Annotated in this window: 16 protein-coding genes and 1 CRISPR repeat array (1 of these 17 running past the window's edge); of the genes, 3 read left to right on the top strand and 13 right to left on the bottom strand. The window is 66.5% G+C overall.

Going from position 1 to position 19,648, the window contains the following annotated elements; all coding sequences use genetic code 11:
• A CRISPR array of direct repeats spans nucleotides 1-3,662; the repeat unit is 32 nt; unit sequence GTTTCAACCCACGCGCCCGCGTGGGGCGCGAC (it extends 991 nt beyond the left edge of the window).
• 180 nt (nucleotides 3,663-3,842) lie between these two features.
• The 12 genes from cas2 to RTA_RS17720 form a co-directional block, all read right to left on the bottom strand.
• Nucleotides 3,843-4,133 carry a CRISPR-associated endonuclease Cas2 gene (cas2, locus tag RTA_RS17775; protein ID WP_013902819.1) on the bottom strand — a complete coding sequence of 97 codons (291 nt, stop codon included), beginning with the start codon at nucleotides 4,131-4,133 and terminating at the stop codon, nucleotides 3,843-3,845.
• 9 nt (nucleotides 4,134-4,142) lie between these two features.
• Complete coding sequence (gene cas1c, locus RTA_RS17770; RefSeq protein ID WP_013902818.1) at nucleotides 4,143-5,183, bottom strand: type I-C CRISPR-associated endonuclease Cas1c; 1,041 nt, start codon at nucleotides 5,181-5,183, stop codon at nucleotides 4,143-4,145.
• 10 nt (nucleotides 5,184-5,193) lie between these two features.
• Complete coding sequence (cas4, locus tag RTA_RS17765) at nucleotides 5,194-5,823, bottom strand: CRISPR-associated protein Cas4 (protein WP_013902817.1); 630 nt, start codon at nucleotides 5,821-5,823, stop codon at nucleotides 5,194-5,196.
• 22 nt (nucleotides 5,824-5,845) lie between these two features.
• Complete coding sequence (gene cas7c, locus RTA_RS17760) at nucleotides 5,846-6,727, bottom strand: type I-C CRISPR-associated protein Cas7/Csd2 (protein WP_013902816.1); 882 nt, start codon at nucleotides 6,725-6,727, stop codon at nucleotides 5,846-5,848.
• Nucleotides 6,724-8,538, bottom strand: a complete 1,815-nt coding sequence (gene cas8c / locus RTA_RS17755) for a type I-C CRISPR-associated protein Cas8c/Csd1 (RefSeq protein WP_013902815.1) — start codon at nucleotides 8,536-8,538, stop codon at nucleotides 6,724-6,726. Before cas8c ends, cas7c begins: the two co-directional genes overlap by 4 nt.
• A complete protein-coding gene (cas5c, locus tag RTA_RS17750) occupies nucleotides 8,535-9,209 on the bottom strand; it encodes a type I-C CRISPR-associated protein Cas5c (protein WP_013902814.1) in 675 nt (224 codons plus the stop codon). The genes cas8c and cas5c overlap by 4 nt, the downstream gene beginning before the upstream one ends.
• 63 nt (nucleotides 9,210-9,272) lie before the next feature.
• Nucleotides 9,273-11,561 carry a CRISPR-associated helicase/endonuclease Cas3 gene (locus RTA_RS17745; protein WP_013902813.1) on the bottom strand — a complete coding sequence of 763 codons (2,289 nt, stop codon included), beginning with the start codon at nucleotides 11,559-11,561 and terminating at the stop codon, nucleotides 9,273-9,275.
• Nucleotides 11,562-11,606: 45 nt separating this feature from the next.
• Entirely contained in the window at nucleotides 11,607-12,608 is a 1,002-nt protein-coding gene (locus RTA_RS17740; RefSeq protein WP_013902812.1) for a serine/threonine protein kinase, read from the bottom strand.
• A 23-nt stretch (nucleotides 12,609-12,631) separates the two neighbouring features.
• Entirely contained in the window at nucleotides 12,632-13,048 is a 417-nt protein-coding gene (locus RTA_RS17735; protein ID WP_013902811.1) for an organic hydroperoxide resistance protein, read from the bottom strand.
• A 56-nt stretch (nucleotides 13,049-13,104) separates the two neighbouring features.
• A complete protein-coding gene (locus tag RTA_RS17730) occupies nucleotides 13,105-13,575 on the bottom strand; it encodes a MarR family winged helix-turn-helix transcriptional regulator (RefSeq protein WP_041675725.1) in 471 nt (156 codons plus the stop codon).
• An 84-nt stretch (nucleotides 13,576-13,659) separates the two neighbouring features.
• A complete protein-coding gene (locus RTA_RS17725) occupies nucleotides 13,660-14,457 on the bottom strand; it encodes an ABC transporter permease (protein ID WP_013902809.1) in 798 nt (265 codons plus the stop codon).
• Nucleotide 14,458: 1 nt separating this feature from the next.
• Complete coding sequence (locus tag RTA_RS17720) at nucleotides 14,459-15,400, bottom strand: ATP-binding cassette domain-containing protein (protein ID WP_013902808.1); 942 nt, start codon at nucleotides 15,398-15,400, stop codon at nucleotides 14,459-14,461.
• Nucleotides 15,401-15,496: 96 nt separating this feature from the next.
• Here RTA_RS17720 and asd point away from each other — a divergent pair, with 96 nt between their 5' ends.
• A complete protein-coding gene (gene asd, locus RTA_RS17715; protein WP_013902807.1) occupies nucleotides 15,497-16,360 on the top strand; it encodes an archaetidylserine decarboxylase in 864 nt (287 codons plus the stop codon).
• A 99-nt stretch (nucleotides 16,361-16,459) separates the two neighbouring features.
• On the top strand, nucleotides 16,460-17,593 hold the full coding sequence (locus tag RTA_RS21130) for a hypothetical protein (protein ID WP_013902806.1): 1,134 nt from the start codon (nucleotides 16,460-16,462) through the stop codon (nucleotides 17,591-17,593).
• Nucleotides 17,594-17,610: 17 nt separating this feature from the next.
• Here the strand turns inward: RTA_RS21130 and RTA_RS17705 are convergent, their stop codons facing one another.
• Nucleotides 17,611-19,125: an AMP nucleosidase gene (locus RTA_RS17705; RefSeq protein ID WP_013902805.1), complete on the bottom strand. Its 1,515-nt coding sequence runs from the start codon at nucleotides 19,123-19,125 to the stop codon at nucleotides 17,611-17,613.
• A 163-nt stretch (nucleotides 19,126-19,288) separates the two neighbouring features.
• On the opposite strand from RTA_RS17705, the gene RTA_RS19955 reads away from it, so the two are divergent.
• Entirely contained in the window at nucleotides 19,289-19,549 is a 261-nt protein-coding gene (locus tag RTA_RS19955) for a hypothetical protein (RefSeq protein ID WP_013902804.1), read from the top strand.
• Nucleotides 19,550-19,648 lie beyond the last annotated feature (99 nt).

Below are 19,648 nucleotides of genomic sequence, written 5' to 3'. Positions count from 1 at the left end.
GCTCCCGTACGTACGGGTTTCAATCCACGCGCCCGCGTGGGGCGCGACGCCATCGCGGCGCGGTCGGCCGGATAGCGCAGCGTGTTTCAACCCACGCGCCCGCGTGGGGCGCGACACCAGGTGGCCGGGCTTGCGCCGGACCGGAACGGTTTCAACCCACGCGCCCGCGTGGGGCGCGACGTTGAAGAAGTGTCGGAAGCGACGGCCTCGAGTGGTTTCAACCCACGCGCCCGCGTGGGGCGCGACCTCACCGGTTCCATGTTCCTGACGCCCCCGCAGGGTTTCAACCCACGCGCCCGCGTGGGGCGCGACGCACGTCCCACAGCATGGCCAGCTCGCCGGTGTCGTTTCAACCCACGCGCCCGCGTGGGGCGCGACGCAACAGCGCTTTCGCGCCGAAGGCACCGCCGCCGTTTCAACCCACGCGCCCGCGTGGGGCGCGACAAGCGCGCTGCGCTCGCTGTTGACCAGCATGGATCAGTTTCAACCCACGCGCCCGCGTGGGGCGCGACGCAGGCCGCGCAGCTGGCCAGGGCGCAGCCGGCGGTTTCAACCCACGCGCCCGCGTGGGGCGCGACCCCACATGCCTAACCTTGTCGTTGCCTACGCTGACGTTTCAACCCACGCGCCCGCGTGGGGCGCGACGCCAGGCGTGACGTCCGGCACGCGCACGTTGCCGGTGTTTCAACCCACGCGCCCGCGTGGGGCGCGACGCGCCACAAAAATAAGAACCGCTAGAACGCCGTCGGTTTCAACCCACGCGCCCGCGTGGGGCGCGACGCGTCCGCCAGCAACTGCAACGCGAATTCACGCTTGTTTCAACCCACGCGCCCGCGTGGGGCGCGACGGCGGGCGCCGAGCTGGGGGCGGGGGATGGCATGGCGTTTCAACCCACGCGCCCGCGTGGGGCGCGACGCAAGCCGGTGGTGCTGCGGGGAGTGGGCGTCAAGTTTCAACCCACGCGCCCGCGTGGGGCGCGACCCCACGGCCCCCAGCGGCGCACGTCGCTCAGGAGGTTTCAACCCACGCGCCCGCGTGGGGCGCGACTCGCTGTGAGCGGCAACGAGCACGTCCTCGTCGAGTTTCAACCCACGCGCCCGCGTGGGGCGCGACGTCCCACGGCCCCCAGCGGCGCACGTCGCTCAGGAGGTTTCAACCCACGCGCCCGCGTGGGGCGCGACCCGAGGCTCGCCGCGAGGCCGAGCAGCGCCTGCGCGTTTCAACCCACGCGCCCGCGTGGGGCGCGACAAGTGCGGAGGGTCTGAGCCATGTGCACTGGAGCTGTTTCAACCCACGCGCCCGCGTGGGGCGCGACATGGGCGGTGGATAACTCGGTTGTAGGAGTGAAGGTTTCAACCCACGCGCCCGCGTGGGGCGCGACTCGAGTGCATGGCGCCCGATTCGTTCGCCGCGCAGTTTCAACCCACGCGCCCGCGTGGGGCGCGACTGACCAAGTCAGAAGCCATCGCGTACTACGGCGGGTTTCAACCCACGCGCCCGCGTGGGGCGCGACTCTTCAGCGGCCGTTGGGACGACAGCGGCTACGTCGTTTCAACCCACGCGCCCGCGTGGGGCGCGACGCAAGCCGCTAGCGGCTGCTAGCAAGGCGCAAGCGTTTCAACCCACGCGCCCGCGTGGGGCGCGACGACGCTGTGGCAAGCGGGCATCCCGGCGCTGTCCGTGTTTCAACCCACGCGCCCGCGTGGGGCGCGACAGCACGCCCCTGCCCATCGAAGACCTGACACCGCAGGTTTCAACCCACGCGCCCGCGTGGGGCGCGACAAGGTCAATTCTTGATCCGTAACCGAGCCTCTCAGCGTTTCAACCCACGCGCCCGCGTGGGGCGCGACAACCGGTGTTGAGTTGTGACGCCTGAGTTGTTTTGCGTTTCAACCCACGCGCCCGCGTGGGGCGCGACCGAGAGTGGATTTACGCCTTGAAAATGACACGGCAGTTTCAACCCACGCGCCCGCGTGGGGCGCGACCCCACGGGCCGCGCCATCATCCCTCTGCATGAATTCGTTTCAACCCACGCGCCCGCGTGGGGCGCGACGGCAGGCTCTCCATGGCGCCCATGGTGGGGCTGCTGCGGTTTCAACCCACGCGCCCGCGTGGGGCGCGACAAGCCCCTCAGACGGGCACGGTGTGTCGGCGCCGGGTTTCAACCCACGCGCCCGCGTGGGGCGCGACCCTGCGCCGCGTCCAGCATGGGTTAGCCCAGGTCGTTGTTTCAACCCACGCGCCCGCGTGGGGCGCGACGCGGGCTTCGCCTACTGTGGCGGCTCCAGGGCTTCGTTTCAACCCACGCGCCCGCGTGGGGCGCGACTAAGAAAATTATCGTCCGCCGTGTGCAGGTAGAGTTTCAACCCACGCGCCCGCGTGGGGCGCGACGCGCCGCTGGGACTGGATCGACCCGAACGCCGACATGTTTCAACCCACGCGCCCGCGTGGGGCGCGACAAGCGGTTCGAGCTCGCGCCTTTCGGAGCTGTGGTTTCAACCCACGCGCCCGCGTGGGGCGCGACGCGGCGTGGCCTATGCCATGATCCAGCTTTACAACGTTTCAACCCACGCGCCCGCGTGGGGCGCGACGAGAGCGCGACACGCCGGGCAGCGGGCCACCGCTTGTTTCAACCCACGCGCCCGCGTGGGGCGCGACAGTGCGCTGCCCGACTGGCCGGCACCACGTGAACTGTTTCAACCCACGCGCCCGCGTGGGGCGCGACCGGGGGCCTGGCTGACGACGTCCGCGACGAGCTGGAGTTTCAACCCACGCGCCCGCGTGGGGCGCGACCCAATCTCATCAACCCCAACGTCGTAGCAAGGACTGTTTCAACCCACGCGCCCGCGTGGGGCGCGACCGGGGGTGTGCGAGCTGCGCCCCTACACGGCAGAGTTTCAACCCACGCGCCCGCGTGGGGCGCGACGTGACCGGGAAGCCGGTTGCTCGTGTGGATTCAGGTTTCAACCCACGCGCCCGCGTGGGGCGCGACGAGCCGCGTTCCGCGTTCCTGGCGCGGCAGGAGTGGTTTCAACCCACGCGCCCGCGTGGGGCGCGACCACCAAGAGCTGGTGCGACAAGTACCTGATCAAGGTTTCAACCCACGCGCCCGCGTGGGGCGCGACGACGACGCGGAACTGGACCGCAACTACCAGGACGAGTTTCAACCCACGCGCCCGCGTGGGGCGCGACGCCAGGCCTGCAGCCTGTGGGCGTTCCCATCCACGTTTCAACCCACGCGCCCGCGTGGGGCGCGACCCCGATCGGCGTGCTGGTGCCCGGGGGGTACAAGTTTCAACCCACGCGCCCGCGTGGGGCGCGACGTCCGTGGGCACGGGCAGGGCGACGCCGCGCTCCAGTTTCAACCCACGCGCCCGCGTGGGGCGCGACACTGTCCTGAATAACGCCTCAGCGCCTGTCTATGTGGTTTCAACCCACGCGCCCGCGTGGGGCGCGACGGGTTGCCGAAAGTCAGGCGCAACTGGAACAGCGTGTTTCAACCCACGCGCCCGCGTGGGGCGCGACTCCGTAGCAAGCTCTTGCTGCGCCGCTTTCGTGCGGGTTTCAACCCACGCGCCCGCGTGGGGCGCGACAATTCAATTGCGCCGATTTTGGCGTGTGACCTCAGAGGTTTCAACCCACGCGCCCGCGTGGGGCGCGACGGCGCCTTTATACCCTCATGATTTACATCCAGTTTTCTGCGCGTTTCTGCGAAGCGGGTGCAGCCACGCCTGAAAACAAAGCGTTAACTCACGCTTGGTTGAAAAATTCTGGACTTATCAAGAGCTTAGGGGAACGCGAACCCCAAAGACGACACGCAAACGATCAAGGTTCGCGCGAACCTACAGAATGAGCGGAGCGTTCAAGTCCAGCGCTGGCTTGGCGCCAACGTGCTCTATCTTGTGCTGCCAGTTCTTACCCAGGTAGTAGAAGCGCAGGCTGTCCGTGGCCGGATCTATCAAGGAGCACAATTCGTTCTGCACGGCAACCCACTTGGCGCTGTCGATCTCGATCTCAAATACCGAGAGCTGCACTCGCTGGCCAAAATCTTGGCAGACTTTCGCGATGCGGCGCAACCTGCGAGCCCCTGCTTGATCCAGCGTTCGCACGTCGTAGCTCACCAGTACCATCATGAGGGCCTCCTACTTCCAGAGAAAGGGCGGATAGGCATCCAGGTCGCCGCGCAGATGGCGGGCGAGGAGTTGGGCCTGAATGAAGGGAATCAGCCCGATCTCCACTTTCTCCTCAATAAATGCATGCCGCAGCTCTTCCCGTTTCCGTTCCTGGTACGCGACAAGAACGTTCTTGCGGGAATCTTCCTTGAGCAAAACGGCGCCACTGTCCATCACCTTAAAGTCACGCTCGCTTAGTTGACGGCGATTGATCAAGGACAGAGCCAGCCGATCAGCCATCAATGGCCGAAACTCCTCCAGCAGGTCGAGTGCGAGGCTGGGCCGGCCGGGGCGGTCGCGATGCAAAAAGCCGACCGCAGGGTCCAGGCCTGCAGTTTCCAACGCAGAGCGGCAGTCGTGCGTTACCAGCGTGTACAGGAACGACAACAGGGCATTCACCGCATCAAGCGGAGGTCGCCGGCTTCGCCCCTTGAAGCGCAGCACGGGGTTGTCAACGCGAATCAGATGATCGAACACTCCAAAGTAGGCCTGTGCTGCTTCGCCTTCCAATCCCCGCAACACATCCAAAGAAAGCTCGCCCAGTACCTTGTCGCCGATGCGAGAGAGCCGCTGGTATGCATGGGTCAGGGCCGCATCATCCTCAGGCGCAAGCTTTTCACTGTGATCGCGCAGCGCACGGCCGATCACCGCACGCTGGTTGAAAAACTTGCCCGCCAGCAAATGCTGCACGACAGCGGCGCACTGTACGGGGTCATCCGTACAGCGGTACTGCTGGCGCCGCAGCAGCACGTTGCCCGAGACCGGGCCTTCCATGCGGGCCAAGAATCGGCCGTTGGGCGTGAGAAAGCTCACCGTGATGCCGTGCTCGGCGCAGTGGCCCAGCAATGCAGGGGACGCCATTACTCGGCCGTAGCAGACCAGGCCCTGGAGCATGTGCATTGGCAGTCGGGCGCGCGTTTCCCCCTCGACGTCCATGACGATGTTTTCGCCGTCCTTGCGCAGCCAGGCACCATCTGTTGTCACATACAGAGTGTTGAGCTGACGCCGCATCGCGTCTCCTCTACGCTTCGTGCAATTGCTGCGCGAGCCAGGTGCTCACACAGCGATGCCTGCCCACGACGCGTGGCTGGCACAAGTCAATGAGGGAGCACGCATCGCACTTGCGGGCCTGGTACACGGCCTTCGGCGTGAGTCGAGCGGCGATCATCTCCCGCACAGCCGTGACCGTGCCGTAAGTGAGTTGGCGGAGTTCATCGTCGAAGGCGACTTCAACCCGACGATGGGTTTCCCCATAAAACAAGTCTCCAAGCGGGATGGTGTGCCCCAGCATCGCTTCCAGGCACAGAGCTTGAGCGCACAGCTGCACCTCGTCAGCCCGGTGCGTCTTGGGCCGGCCACGCTTGTATTCCACGGGTACCGCCCGCTCGCCTTGGGCGGTGGCATGAAACTCCACCACGTCGGCAATGCCCCGGATCCTGAGTTCCGCGTGAGCCAGGGGCATGGCGGTCACGGTACGCACGCCACGGCGTTTCGCTGACCGGGGCCTGTCCGCGCGCTCATGGAGTACCCGCCCTTGCGCCGTATGGACGCTTTCGGCCCAGACCTGCTCAACATGGATCAGCGCGCACTGCCGTGGGCAATACAGGTAGTGCTGCAGGGCGGAGATGGGAACGAAGTCGTCATCGTCCATCGCGCACGAGCTCCGATGCGCCTTACAGAAGCTCGCGTACTGAGACGCCAGCGGGAATGGCCGCCTTATCCAGTGTGACCGTGTAATCCCTGAAAGTGCGCGGAGCGGCTTCGGCTTCGGCGACCGCGGGGGCAATTTTCACGGCATCAAACAACAAGTGTGCCGGCGCATTGCCCATGGCGCTTTCGTGCTCAAACACGATCAGCTTGCGCGCTGCCATTTCGCTGCGAGCAGCCGAACGGTCATGCTCGAACATGTTGATCAGCGCTTGCCAGAAGAGGTTCAGGTCTTTCTCGGAAAAACCCGTCCGCTCAGCCAGCTTGGCCGAGACGAATCCGTGCGCCCGGTACAAACCGTACGGGATGATGTGCTTGCGGCCCATGGTGCGGTTGTCTCCGCTCTGGGCTTCGGCCTCCTTCTCGGTTGTCACGGCCATGCGCGTTATCGAGATTTCAAGCGGCACGACCGGGTCGATTGACGTGGCGAAGGCCATTTGCACCGGCCCGCGCACCTGGCCGGCGTTGACGCCGGTGGTCATGACGGCCCCAAACGTGCGCACGTCGAAGAAGTTCGCGCACATCCAGTTGGTGATGGCGCGTGCCTTCTCTTCCTCCTTTGGCAGCTTCTTGTCTTCTGGCTTCAACGAAATGGCGTCGTATGCCTTGCGATGCTGGTTGTTGAGTACCGCCTTCTCTTGCATATAGATGGCGTAGCCTGGGGCGTCTGCCTTGTCCAGGCTGACGAAGTTGCGAATCTTCCGCTTAAGGCACACATCCGTGACCAACCCGCGGTTGGTTTCCGGGTCCAGTCGCGGCATGTTGCCGGCGTCAGGGTCGCCGTTGGGGTTGCCATTGGTGATGTCGAACAGGTAGACGAACTCGTAGCGGTGTGCGATGGCGGTCATGCAAGGGCCCCTTGGTCTGCGACGTCGGTTTCGGGTGTGCTGTCGTTTGCGTCGTCGCCCTTGTTGAAACGGGCTTGCGACTGGTGGTAGTAACCGATGGCGAAACGGCCCTGGTCTTCGATCCGCAGGCTGCGCGGAAACCGCTCGCCCAGACCCTCTACGATCTCCCGAATGTCCCGTTCGAGCGTCACGGCCCAACCCACCTTGTCCTTGCGCAGCTTGCCAAGATGGTTTTGCGTGTTGCGCAGCAGCATCGGAAACACGGATGCCGGGGTCGCAGATGCCGCGCCGTAATAGCGGTCGCGGATGGTGGCGTTGACCTGGTTGCCCAGTGCACTGCGTTGCACGTTTTCCAGCACGGCGAACAAGCGGCCGAGCCTGTAGGCTGGGTTGAGGGATTGTTTGTCGAGACTCACGGGGACCTCCTCGTCGTTGGTGTTGATGCCCAGGCGCCGCTGGCGCGCCAGGATGCCCTTGCACAAGGCTGCGCGCATTCCCGACAGGTTGCCGTCGGAACGAATGCGCATGAGGGTGTTGGCTAGCAGGCTTTGCGGATAGAGGCCGCCGCTCAGGATGGCCCGCATCAGTTCGCCGGCCAGGTTATTGAAGGCGTCGTCCATCTTCGGCATGGCCCCTTCGCGGTTGGGGACCGTGGCCAGGACCAGGCGGCGCGCGGCAGGCGCAGTTTTCCAGGGAACTGGCTCGATGCGCATGTCTGCCTCATGCTGGGCCAGACGCTGCGCGAGATCGCCCAACGTGCCGGTCTGCCAGAAGCGGATGGAAATGCGAGAGGCGTTGGGCGCCAGACCCAGCACATACATGCGCGTTTCGTCATGGAGCTTCGGGTCGATGTCGCGCAGCGGCCTGCCCTTGCTTGCTTTCTCCAGTGCCTCACGCACCCGCCCTGCCTCTTGGCTGTCGTCAGGCGGCGCGTTGAGCATGTCGCCAAGCAGTGACTCGGCCGTTGCGGCTTCGTCGGCATCAGCAGCTTCGGCCCAGAACACCACGGTGGCGTCTCCGACCTGTATCCGCTGCCGGTTGTGCTCGCCACGCCGTAGCAGGTGGTTCAGGACTGTGGTGTAGGCAAATGCCGCCTGCTCGGAAATCGGGGCGTTCTCGCCCTGGCTTTTGCCGTAGGACCCGAAGGATTCGAGATTGAAGGAGACGATGGATGCCCCGGAGCTCTGTGCACCGTTCACGCCCTTGATAGGAGGATGCAGGCGAGCCAAGGGCAGGTGCTCACCGGTAACAAGGCACTCACCAGTGGCAGAGCCTTCGTTACCAGCCCCGGCCAGCAATCGTGCCCGCGCGAGCTGTGCGGCAGGGCGCTCGTGCAGGTACATGGCCTCGCCGTCGAGGCGGAACACCAGGTTGGCATCGCGCATCTCTTCGTTGAAGGGAGGTGCCTTGAAACGCTCAGGATTCCAGATGGACAAAAAAGCCAGCAGTGCCTTGAGTGCTGGGTCGTCCGTTCCGGCCAGGATTTGCAGGTGCAACGCCTTGAAGGCCTCGTGCTCCTTGTCGGCCCGTTTGCTGGTCGCGCTGACCCCCAGCACGTAGCTCGTCTTGTCCCATAGGAAGTTGGGCTTGATGCCCACTGTCCGTTTCTCTGGCTGCGGGACATTCAGCAGGCGAGGCACTGGCTTCTTGCCTGAATGGTCCCGGATGCTGCTCACGTCAACCAGCCGGCCATCTGGCGCCAGCAGGATGGCATAGCTGATTTTTTCCGGGCTGTAGCCGAAAGGCGAGAGCCCTGGCTCCCCGCGCTCCAGCAGGCGTTGGTAATAGCCGTGAAGGGCCTGCAGGATCATGCCTTGACCTCCTCGCTGCTCCACGCCGGCACGTCAATGACGCCATCATTCATGGTGGCGCGGAAGAAGCGCGGGGTTGCGCCGTACTCGAAGTCGATGTCGTGCAGCATCCAGCCCAGGTCGCGCGAGCCCTTGAGGCTGCCATGTGACGAAGGCAGGGCTTCGCCTTCCTCCAACAGCTTGAAATGCCCCGGGAACTCCCGAACTCCCAAGCAAGGCATCTGGAAGCACTGCCCCTTGCGTGCTCGACGGTTGAAGATGTCCAGGTGCTTGCCGACGGAGTCGTCTGGTCCTGCCTTGGCTGTCAGCTCGAAATGCGCCTCGATGACGTAGGCCACATCGCGCAGGATGGTGGCGGCACGTTGCTGCCGGTCTTCGTCCACATAGTTAGGCAGCCCTGCGGTGGACCCGGCGCTCATCGCCTTTGCCACGCTGGCAGCCGACAGCTTTCCGCCCACTTCGTTTCGCCGGATCGACTCGAACCGAATGGGCTTGAGGACGTGAATGCGATTCACGTGCCACCGGATGGCCGGCTTCCAGTGGATGGCATCAAGGATGCCGCGCGCCGCCGACGGAGTGATCACGTCATAGGAAACGCGTTCTACCTTCATCTCTGGACGGGTGAAGCATGCGCGGTCTCCCCAAACATATAGCTTGATTCCAAATGCCATCTCGATCCCTGTGTTAGAGGTTCACCGGTTGCTCGGGAGACCTTTTATCACTTCCTGAAGGGCTTACCAATGCAGCCGATCCGCCTGCACAAAACTGGGATTTCTCCAATCTAATCCGAACCTCAAGTCATACAAATCCTCGTGCACCAGTTCCATGAACTGCTCCCCCCACTTCTGAGCGGCCACGGGCTGAACGGCGCCAGCGTCTCTGAGCGCGTGGAACCCTTGTCGGGGTAGCTGGACGAGGTAAGGCTGCAGCTTTCGCGCGAGCCCGCCGATACCGCCCTTCGGCTCAGCAAACCGCAGTGCGGCCAGTGCTTCGCGCGCCTCGTCGTTGTAGGGCACGATTACCGGCATCTGCACGTTGTCGATCATCTGGAACTTGGTCGCCAGCGTCTCCATCGGCAGGCTGTCCAGGCGGCTTTCGCGCAGCAGGCCCATGAGGTTGTGAGCGTCCAGTGCGTCGCTGCCTTGCTGCCAGTACAGCAGTCGGAAGTACTCAGCAATGGCTTGCGGCCCCAGCGGGTCCTGTTCATGCCGGCGCAGCACTTCGCGGGCCGCCTGGGCGTACTGCTTGAGTTCCGCCGGTGGCGCCCAGTCCTCGTTGGCCGTTGCAAACACCAGCACCTCGCTGGTTTCCGATGAACGTCGCCCCTCGCGGTTGCAGCGGCCTGCGGCCTGCGCAATGGAGTCGAGGCCGGCCTCAGCGCGCAGCACCGTGGAAAAGTCGACGTCCACACCCGCCTCGATCAAAGACGTCGCAACGAGGCGGCACGGCTGGCGAGCCTCAAGCAATCCCCGGATCTCTTCGAGCACTTGACTGCGGTGTTTTGCGCACATCAGCGTCGACAGGTGTCTGGCGCCGGGAAGATCGATGATGGCCTGATACATGGCCCGGGCATGACGGCGGTTGTTGACAATGCACAGCACCTGGTCCCGCGTGCGCAGATGGCCAGCCAATGCTGCGTCGTCCAGTGTCCCGACGTGGCGCACGCGCACACGCTCCAGTTCCTTATAGAGTCTAGGCGGGTCGGGCGCGAGTTCGCGTACCTCGTTGTTATCGAGCCCGCCCTCGAAGCGAGGCGCTTCCAGCGCTGGCTGCGTGGCGGTGCAGAGCACCACGCTGGAACGGTAGTTGCGCGCCAGTTCGTCAATGGCTGCCACACAGGGGCGCAGCAGCTTGAGCGGCATCGTCTGCGCTTCGTCGATGACCACCACGCTGCCCGCGGTGTTGTGCAGCTTTCGGCACTGTGACGGCCGGGCGGCGAACAAGCTCTCGAAGAACTGCACTGCGGTAGTCACCACAATCGGCGCGTCCCAGTTTTCCATGGCTAGCCGCAGCTTTTTGAAGGACTGGTACTTCTCGGGGTCCTCCCGCGGCGGGGGCTGCTCCACGAATGCGCTGTGATGTTCGAGGACGGCTATATCACCCAAAGTCCCGAGGGCGCGGCGAAATACGGCGGCGTTCTGTTCCACCACACTAGTAAAGGGGATGACGAAGATCACCCTTCGCAAGCCGTGGCGAATGGCATGGTCCAGCGCGAAGGCGAGAGAAGCCAGCGTCTTGCCACCGCCCGTGGGCACCGTCAGCGAGAACAGGCCTGGAGTGCATTCGCTCATGGACCGGACATGGTCCAAAATGCGAGTCCTGACCGGATTGACATCGCCTTCCCGAGGCAGGCCTTGTAGATAGGCGTTCAGTTGAGCCCGCAGGGTCTCTAATGAAGGATAGGCGCCGGTCCGTGCAGGCACTTTGCCGCTGAGTTCAAGGTAATACCTTTCGGTGTCGATGAAATCTGCGTCAACCAGACACGAGAAAAGCATGCGAGTGAAGAACGCATGCTGGAATTGTTTACGTTGAGGATGGGCTTTCAGCCGAGGCAGCGCCAGCTCCGCCGGCAGGCGGATTTCCTGCTCCCACACAGGGTGCAACGGCTCCAACTCACTGTCGAGCAATCGGGTCGCCAGTGCCGTGCGCTCGCCTTCTCCTTGCCCGTTGGCGAGGCCGGCGTGGTGCCCCGCGATACCGTAGGCCAGCAGCTGCCCGGCCGCCTTATAGCGCTCGACAGCGACTTTGGCTCCCCAGGTGGAATGGTCAACGCTGCGGGCATCGCCAGCGAGCCGGCGTTGGAACGCATCCGTGTACTTGCCCAGGTCATGCAGTTCACCTTGCACCCGCGCCGCTGCTTCCGCACCAAAAATCGTCGCGCGCTGCGCAGCAAGATCGCCTGCGCTTCGCAGGTGTTCGACCAATGGTTGCCAGCGCGACCGGTCACCATCCGGCGAGGAGTGCGCAAAGAAATCCGAAGAGTTGCCGGCAGGAGAAGCGTGGTCGGTGTGATCGGGCGGCATCGGACCAATCTAGCTTATCCGCCGTAAGTTGCCCACTGTCAGAAATCACACGATCAGCACCGGCTCGTCCATCGCCTCCAGCTGCTCTTCGAGCATCTGCACCTGCCCCTTCCAGTAGTCGCTGCTGCCGAACCAGGGAAAGGCGCGCGGAAAGGCGGGATCGTCCCAGCGGCGCGCCAGCCAGGCGCTGTAATGGATCAGGCGCAGGGTGCGCAGGGGCTCGATCAGCGCCAGCTCGCGCCGGTCGAAGTCGCGGAACTGCTCATAGCCGTCCAGCAGCGCGCCCAGCTGGCGCTGGCGCTGCGCCCGCTCGCCCGACAGCAGCATCCACAGGTCCTGCACGGCCGGGCCGGTGCGGGCGTCGTCCAGGTCCACGAAATGCGGGCCCGCGTCGGGCGTCCACAGGATGTTGCCGGGGTGGCAGTCGCCATGCAGCCGCAGGCGCTGGAACGCGAAGCCGCCGGGACCCGCGGCCAGGCGCTCGGCTATCTTGGCGATGGCGGCTTCGCAGGCGTCGCGCCACGCTGCCTCCACATCCAGCGGGATGGCACGGTGCGCCAGCAGCCAGTCGCGCGGCTCGATGGCGAAGGTCTGCGCATCCAGCGCCGGCCGCACATCGAACGGCCGAGCCGCACCAACGCTGTGGATACGCGCCAGGAACCGGCCGATCCACTCGAGCACCTCGGCATCGTCCAGCTCGGGCGCCCGCCCGCCCCGGCGCGGGCTGACGCTGAAATCGAAACCGCCGAAGCGGTGCAGCGTCGCGCCGCCCAGCGCCAGCGGCGCCACCATGGGCACCTCGGCGGCGGCCAGCTCCCGTGCGAGCGCATGCTCCTCCAGGATCTGGTCCTCGCTCCAGCGCCCGGGCCGGTAGAACTTGAGGACCACCGCGTCACAGCCCTGGTGCACCTCTTCCAGGTGGACCAGGTAGACGCGGTTCTCGTACGAGCTCAGCGCCAGCAGCCGGCCGTCGCCGCGCAGGCCGACCTGGTCCAGCGCGTCCTGGACCCGGTCGGGCGTGAGCGCCTCGTAGGGATGGGAGACCATGCGGCGATTGTCGCCGCGCGTCGTCAGAGCAGGTTGATCTTGACGTCGACGTTGCCGCGTGTGGCGTTGGAGTAGGGGCAGACCTGGTGGGCGGCGTCCACCAGCTTCTGGGCCTGGGCGCGGTCCAGGCCGGGCAGGCGCACGTTCAGGCGCGCGGCGATGCCGTACGCGTTCGGGATCGGGCCCAGGTCGACCTCGGCATCGATGGACGCGTCCTGCGGCACGGTCACGCCGACCTTGGGCGCCACCGCCTTCATCGCGCCGATGAAGCAGGCGGAATAGCCGGCGGCGAACAGCTGCTCGGGGTTGGTGCCGGTGCCCGAGGTGCCGGGCGAGGACAGCTTGACGTCCAGGCGGCCGTCGTCGGTGCGCGCGGCGCCGTCGCGCCCGCCCGTGGTGTGGGCCTTGGCGGTGTAGAGGACTTTTTCGAGCTGGGCCATGGTGGGGTTCCTTGTGGTTGAGGGTGAGAAAGCTTCGGGGTCGAAGCGCGGATGGATCAGGAGGGCGGCGAAGCCGCGGCCAGCTGCTCGCGCAGGCCGCGCACCTGCCCGACCAGCTGGCGCAGCTCGGGCAGCGAGCACCGGCTGGCCGCCAGGATGCAGCCGGGGATTTTGCGGGCGCGCGCCTTGAGCCGGCGGCCGGCGGCCGTGAGCGTGACGTAGACCCGGCGCTCGTCCTCCACCGCGCGCAGCCGGGCGACCAGGCCGGCCGCCTCCAGCCGCTTGAGCAGGGGCGTGAGCGTGCCCGAGTCCAGCGACAGCCGCTCGCCCAGTTCGGACACGGTCAGGCCGTCGCGTTCCCACAGGGCCAGCATGGCCAGGTACTGCGGGTAGGTCAGGCCCAGCTCGGCCAGCAGCGGCTTGTACAGCTTGGTCATGGCCAGCGAGGCCGAGTACAGGGCGAAGCACAGCTGGTTGTCCAGCAGCAGGGCCTGGTCGGTGTCGAGCCCGGTGGCGGAGCGTGTCATGAGTGGGAATGTAGCGCAAAATTCAATCGCGTGCAATTGAATGGACGGCCGGATGCGATGGATGGCGCCGGCCGCAGCAGATGCTCAGGCGCGAAAGCGCCTGCGGGTGAGGGCCAGGGCGACCCAGAAGCCGACCACGGCGTAGGCCAGCAGCACCAGCGTGTGGCGCAGCGGCGCCTCGGGCCAGCGGTCCAGGAACATGGGACGCACCAGCTCGACGGTGCTGGTCAGCGGCAGCCACTCCGAGACGGCGCGCACCGGGGCGGGCAGCTGATCGCGCGGGAAGAACACGCCCGAGAGGAACATCATGGGCGTGAGGAACAGCGTGAAGTAGTAGGTGAAGAAGTCGTAGCCCTTGGCCAGGGCGTTGAAGATCAGGGCGATGCAGGAGAAGCTGATGCCCGCCCCCAGCAGCACCAGCCAGGCCACCGCCAGCTTGGGGCTGTGGCTGATGCCCAGTGCCAGCATCACGCCCATGATCGCCGTGACGGTGAACACCGACTTGAAGCCGGCCCACAGCATCTCGGCCATCACCACGTTGTCCAGCGTCACTGGCGCGTTCATGATGCCATCCCAGGTCTTCTGCACGTGCATGCGCGAGAAGGCCGAGTACAGCGCCTCGAACGAGGCCGCGTTCATCGCGCTCATGCAGATGGAGCCGCTGGCCAGGAACAGGATGTAAGGCACGGCCTGCCCGCCCAGCTGCACCTGGCCGATCAGCGCGCCCATGCCGTAGCCGAAGGCCACCAGCCACATCAGCGGCTCGGCGATGTTGCCCAGCAGGCTGGGCACCGCGAGCTTGCGCCACACCAGCAGGTTGCGCTGGAACACGGGCCACCAGCGCAGCGACAGCTGGGGCGGGCGCCAGGGTGACGGGTTCATCTCAGCCTCCCTCGCGGATCTGGCGGCCGGTCAGCTTGAGGAACAGGTCCTCCAGGTTGGCCGGGCGGTGCAGGGTGCGCAGCCCCGGATGCGCCGACAGCGCGTCCAGCAGCGCCCGCGCATCCTGCGTGTAGAAGAACACGGTCTCGCCGCTGACCTCGGTGCGCGCGGCGAGCTGCGCCACCGGCGACTGGGCCAGCCGGACCGCGCCATTGCCGTAAGCCTCGACCACGTCGGGCTCCAGGTGCAGGGCGATCAGCTCACGCGGCGTGCCTTCGGCGATCTTGCGGCCGTGGTCCAGCACCAGCAGGCGAGAGCACAGGCGTTCGGCCTCGTCCATGAAATGCGTGGTCAGCAGGATGGACTTGCCCTGCTGCAGCAGCAGTTGCAGCCGCTCCCACATCAGGTGGCGCGCCTGCGGGTCCAGCCCGGTGGTGGGCTCGTCCAGCAGCAGCAGGCGCGGGTCGTTGATCAGGGCGCGCGCCAGCGACAGGCGCCGCCGCATGCCGCCGGACAGCTCGCCGGGCTTGGCATCGGCCTTGTGCGACAGCGCGGCGAATTCCAGCAGCCGCGGGATGCGTTCGCGCATGACCGCCGTCTTCATGCCGAAGTAGCGGCCGTAGACCATCAGGTTCTCGGCGCAGGTGAAGTCCGGGTCCAGGGTGTCGAACTGGCTGACCACGCCCAGCTGGCTCTTGATGGCCATGGCGTCGCGCGGCATGGCCAGGCCCAGCGCGCGGATGCTGCCCTGGTCCGGCGCCGTCAGGCCCAGGCACAAGCGGATGGTGGTGGTCTTGCCCGCGCCGTTGGGGCCGATGACCCCCAGGCACTCGCCGGAGCCGATGTGGAAGGACAGATCGTCCACCACCCGGGTGCTGCCGAAGTGCTTGCTGAGCTGGCGGACCTGGAACAGCGGTTCGGCGATGGCGACGGCGTCGGGCATGTGGGCGGTTATTGTGTCGCAGGCGCGCCGCCTACGCGGTAGGACGCGGACGGGCCCGTAGAATTTTCGGTTTCGTCCTCACCGCAGAAGGCGCGCGTGCTCCCTCCTCTTCCGATCTCGCAGCAGTACCTGCTGCCCAAGCGGCTGCTCACGCAGCTGGCGGGCCGGCTCGCCGACTTGCGCGGCGGGCCGCTGACGCGCGCCCTGATCCGCCGCTTCATCGCGCACTACGGCGTGAACATGGAGGAGGCCGCCGACCCGCGGGTGGAGAGCTACGCCAGCTTCAACGATTTCTTCACCCGGCCGCTGCGCGAGGGCGCGCGGCCGATCGCCGACGCGCCCCTCGTCTGCCCGGTGGACGCGGCCATCAGCCAGTTCGGCCCGGTCGAGCACGACCAGATCTTCCAGGCCAAGGGCCACAGCTACTCCACCACCGCCCTGGTCGGCGGGGACGAGTCGCTGGCGCGCCTGTTCGACCACGGCCACTTCGCCACGCTGTACCTGGCGCCCAAGGACTACCACCGCATCCACATGCCCTGCGAGGGCCGGCTGCGCCGCATGATCTACGTGCCCGGCGAGCTGTTCTCGGTCAACCCGCTGACGGCGCGCCACGTGCCCGGCCTGTTCGCCCGCAACGAGCGCGTGGTCTGCGTGTTTGACACCCCGTACGGCCCCTTCGTCAACGTGCTGGTGGGCGCCACCATCGTGGGCAGCGTGGCCACCGTGTGGCACGGCGTGGTGAACCCGCCGCGCACCCGCGGCGTGCGCCAGTGGCGCTACGACGACCAGCGCATCGTGCTGCGCCAGGGCCAGGAGATGGGGCGCTTCCTGCTCGGCTCCACCGTGATCATGCTGTTCCCCAAGGGCGTGATCACCTTCACGCCGGACTGGGCGCCCACCCGGCCGGTGCGGCTGGGGGAGGCGATGGCGGACGTCGCGGGGAGCGCAATCCCGCACTGAGCAACATGGCTGCTGTTGGCGTGATCCCACAGCCGCCTCGGCCATGTAGCCACGGCGGCAAGCCCATCCATAATCGTCTCCATCCACACAGGAGGGGACATGAGATCACTGGCAGGCGGCTTGGCAGTGCTGCTGTGTGCAGGCTGCGCATCGGTGACGCAGGGCACGACCCACGCGCTGCGCATAGAGACCGAGACGGCCAAGGGCGTCGTGATCGACGACGCGGAGTGCACGCTGTCGAATGACCATGGCGTCGTGATGGCGCGGTCCGGGTCGTCAACGCCCGTGCGCCGGTCCAGCAAGGACCTGGACATCAAGTGCGCCAGCCCGGGCCAGCCGGAGGCCAGTGCCCGCCTGGTTTCGCGGGCCAACGCGGCATTGGCGGGCAACATCCTCGTGGGCGGCGCCATCGGGGCCCTGGTGGACCACAACACCGGTGCGGCGTATACCTATCCCAGCTGGGTGCGCCTGGTGTTTGGCGAGTTCGCCATCCTCGACCGGAAGGACGAGCGCGAGGGAACCGTGCTCGCAGCCTTGCCCGGCACTGCTTCGCGGGTGCAGTCCTCGTCGGCAGGCTCGGACGCCGACGGCACAAAGCCGAGCGGCGCGCAACCCGCCGCCGCTGCCGCAAACGCCGCTGCGGCCACCCTCCCGCCCGCGGCCAGCGCGACGCGGCAGCTTGTCGTCGGCAATGCCATCGACTACCGCCTGACCGACCGCAGCACCCAGCGGTCGGAAACGGTGATCCTGCGGGTGGACAGGGCGGACGGTGAACAGCTGATGTTCAACTCCGGCGTGCGCGTGGAGCGGCGCAATGGCGAGATCGTCAGCATGTCGGCTCCGCTGCTGGGTGAGCTCGATGCGGTGACGCCGCCCGGCGGCTGGATGCCCGGCGGCAAAATGCTGCGAGGTGCCTGGCCGGTGCAATTCACCAATACCTTCCATGGCCGGCGGACGCGTTACGACCTCACGGCCCAGGCAGCGGGCGAGTTCACGGTGCAAACGAAAGCAGGTCCTGTCCGGGCGTCCCGCATCGACCTGGAGGGGTGGGCCGAACGGTTGGAGGGCAACGCCATCGCGCGCGCACGGTACCGTGCCACCCTGTGGTTCTCCACGGAGCTGCGCCGGCCCGTGAAGTTCGAAGCGTACAGCCGCACCACGGGCAATGCCGGAACCGGCAGGTTCCACATCGACGAATTGGTGGAGCTCACCGGCATCCACGCCGGCCAGTAGGTTACGGCCGTCCGCTGCTACTGGAACGCCACCTCGTCGAAGCTTCTGAGCTTGCGGCTGTGCAGTCGCTGGCTGCCGCCGGCGCGCAGGATCTCGATGGCGCGCATGCCGATGCGCAGGTGCTGGTCGACCCGCTCGCGGTAGAACTGGTTGGCCATGCCGGGCAGCTTGATCTCGCCGTGCAGCGGCTTGTCGCTGACGCACAGCAGGGTGCCGTAGGGCACGCGGAAGCGGAAGCCGTTGGCCGCGATGGTGGCGCTTTCCATGTCCAGCGCCACGGCCCGGCTCTGGCTGAAGCGGCGCTGCGGCTGGTTCCCGGGCAGCAGCTCCCAGTTGCGGTTGTCGGTGGAGGCCACGGTGCCGGTGCGCATGATGCGCTTGAGCTCGGCCCCCTGGCACTGCGTGACGTCGGCCACCGCCTTCTCCAGCGCCAGCTGGATCTCGGCCAGCGCTGGGATCGGCACCCACAGCGGCAGCTCCTCGTCCAGCACGTGGTCCTCGCGCACGTAGGCATGGGCCAGCACGTAGTCGCCCAGCTGCTGGCTGTTGCGCAGGCCGGCGCAGTGGCCCAGCATCATCCAGGCATGCGGCCGCAGCACGGCGATGTGGTCGGTGATGGTCTTGGCATTGGCCGGGCCGACGCCGATGTTGACCATGGTGATGCCGCCATGGCCCGGGCGCATCAGGTGGTAGGCCGGCATCTGCGGCAGCCGCGCCGGCGCCGCTCCCTGGGGCTGGCCGGCCAGCCGCCCGAGCTCGGGTGCGTCGGCGGCCAGGCCGGTGCGCCGCGTCGCCACGTTGCCGGGCTCGACGAAGGCGGTGTACTCGCTGGCCGGATCGGCCATGGCCTCATGCCCGAGCCGCACGAACTCGTCGATGTAAAACTGGTAATTGGTGAACAGCACGAAGTTCTGGAACCAGTCGGGCGCGGTCCCGGTGTAGTGCCGCAGCCGGTGCAGCGAGTAGTCCACGCGCGCCGCGGTGAACAGCGACAGCGGCTGCGCCTCGTCCGGGTGCGCGTCCCAGGTGCCGTTGGGGATGCCGTCGTCCATGGCTCCCAGGTCGGGCAGGTCGAACAGGTCGCGCAGCATCAGGCGCCGCTGCGCCGACAGCGTCCCCTCGACATGGTCGTTCTCGGCAAAGGAAAAATGCACCGGAATGGGCTGCGTGCTGGTGCCCACCTCCAGCTCCACGCCGTGGTTCTGCCGCAGCAGGCGGAACTGCTCGAGGTAGTAGTTGGCGTACAGGTCGGGCCGCGTCAGCGTGGTCTCGTAGCGGCCTGCGCCGGCCACGAAGCCATAGGACAGGCCCAGGTTCTCCAGCGTGGCCTGCGGCAGCAGGCTGTCGACGTGGATGCGAACATAGGGGTAGCAGCCGCGCACGCGGCCGGGCAGGTTGCCGCCCGCGACAAAGCGCTGCATGGCCTCGCGCAGATGGCCGATCTGCTGCGAATAGATGGCGCGCACCTGCGCCAGGGCATGCTCGGGCTCGATGTGGCGAGTCGGTTCGATCAAGGGAGGCATGTGGGGCATGAATGCATTGTGCTACGCGGCCCGCACCCCATCCACCGCGTCCTTCCGGCCGTAGGCGGGCGTCCTACAAGGTGTTACGAACGGACCTGACGTTACAAAAGCGGCCTTGCGGCGACAGTTGCTGAACTCGAAACAGCGTCAAAAACTTGAAGGAGTTCAGCGAATGAGAACAGCAACCGCGGCCGCCAACCCTTTCGCCCTGATGATGGATCCCGCCCGCGTGCGCGAGATGATCGATCAGTCGGAGCAGCTGAAGAAACTGAGCCAGCGCCAATGCCATCCGCTGGACCGGGCCGTGATCCGCAGTGCCAGCGCCGAGCTCGCCGCTTTTGATTCCAAGATCGACCGCACCACCATCTACCTGCCGCCCGAAGAGGACAAGGCCCAGCCCCTGGTGCGCAGCTACCGCCAAGCCGTCAACTGATCGCGTCGCCGGCGCGCCGCCCCTTCTTCGGGTGCCGGCGCGCTTCGTGCCTCGCGAGCAACTCCTCCACCTTTCGTCACGCCGTCACGCAGCCCTGAT

The organism is Ramlibacter tataouinensis TTB310 (genome assembly GCF_000215705.1).
Classification (GTDB): domain Bacteria; phylum Pseudomonadota; class Gammaproteobacteria; order Burkholderiales; family Burkholderiaceae_C; genus Ramlibacter; species Ramlibacter tataouinensis.
The sequence above is the reverse complement of the archived record's forward strand: the minus strand, read 5'-3'. Positions and strand labels throughout refer to the sequence as shown.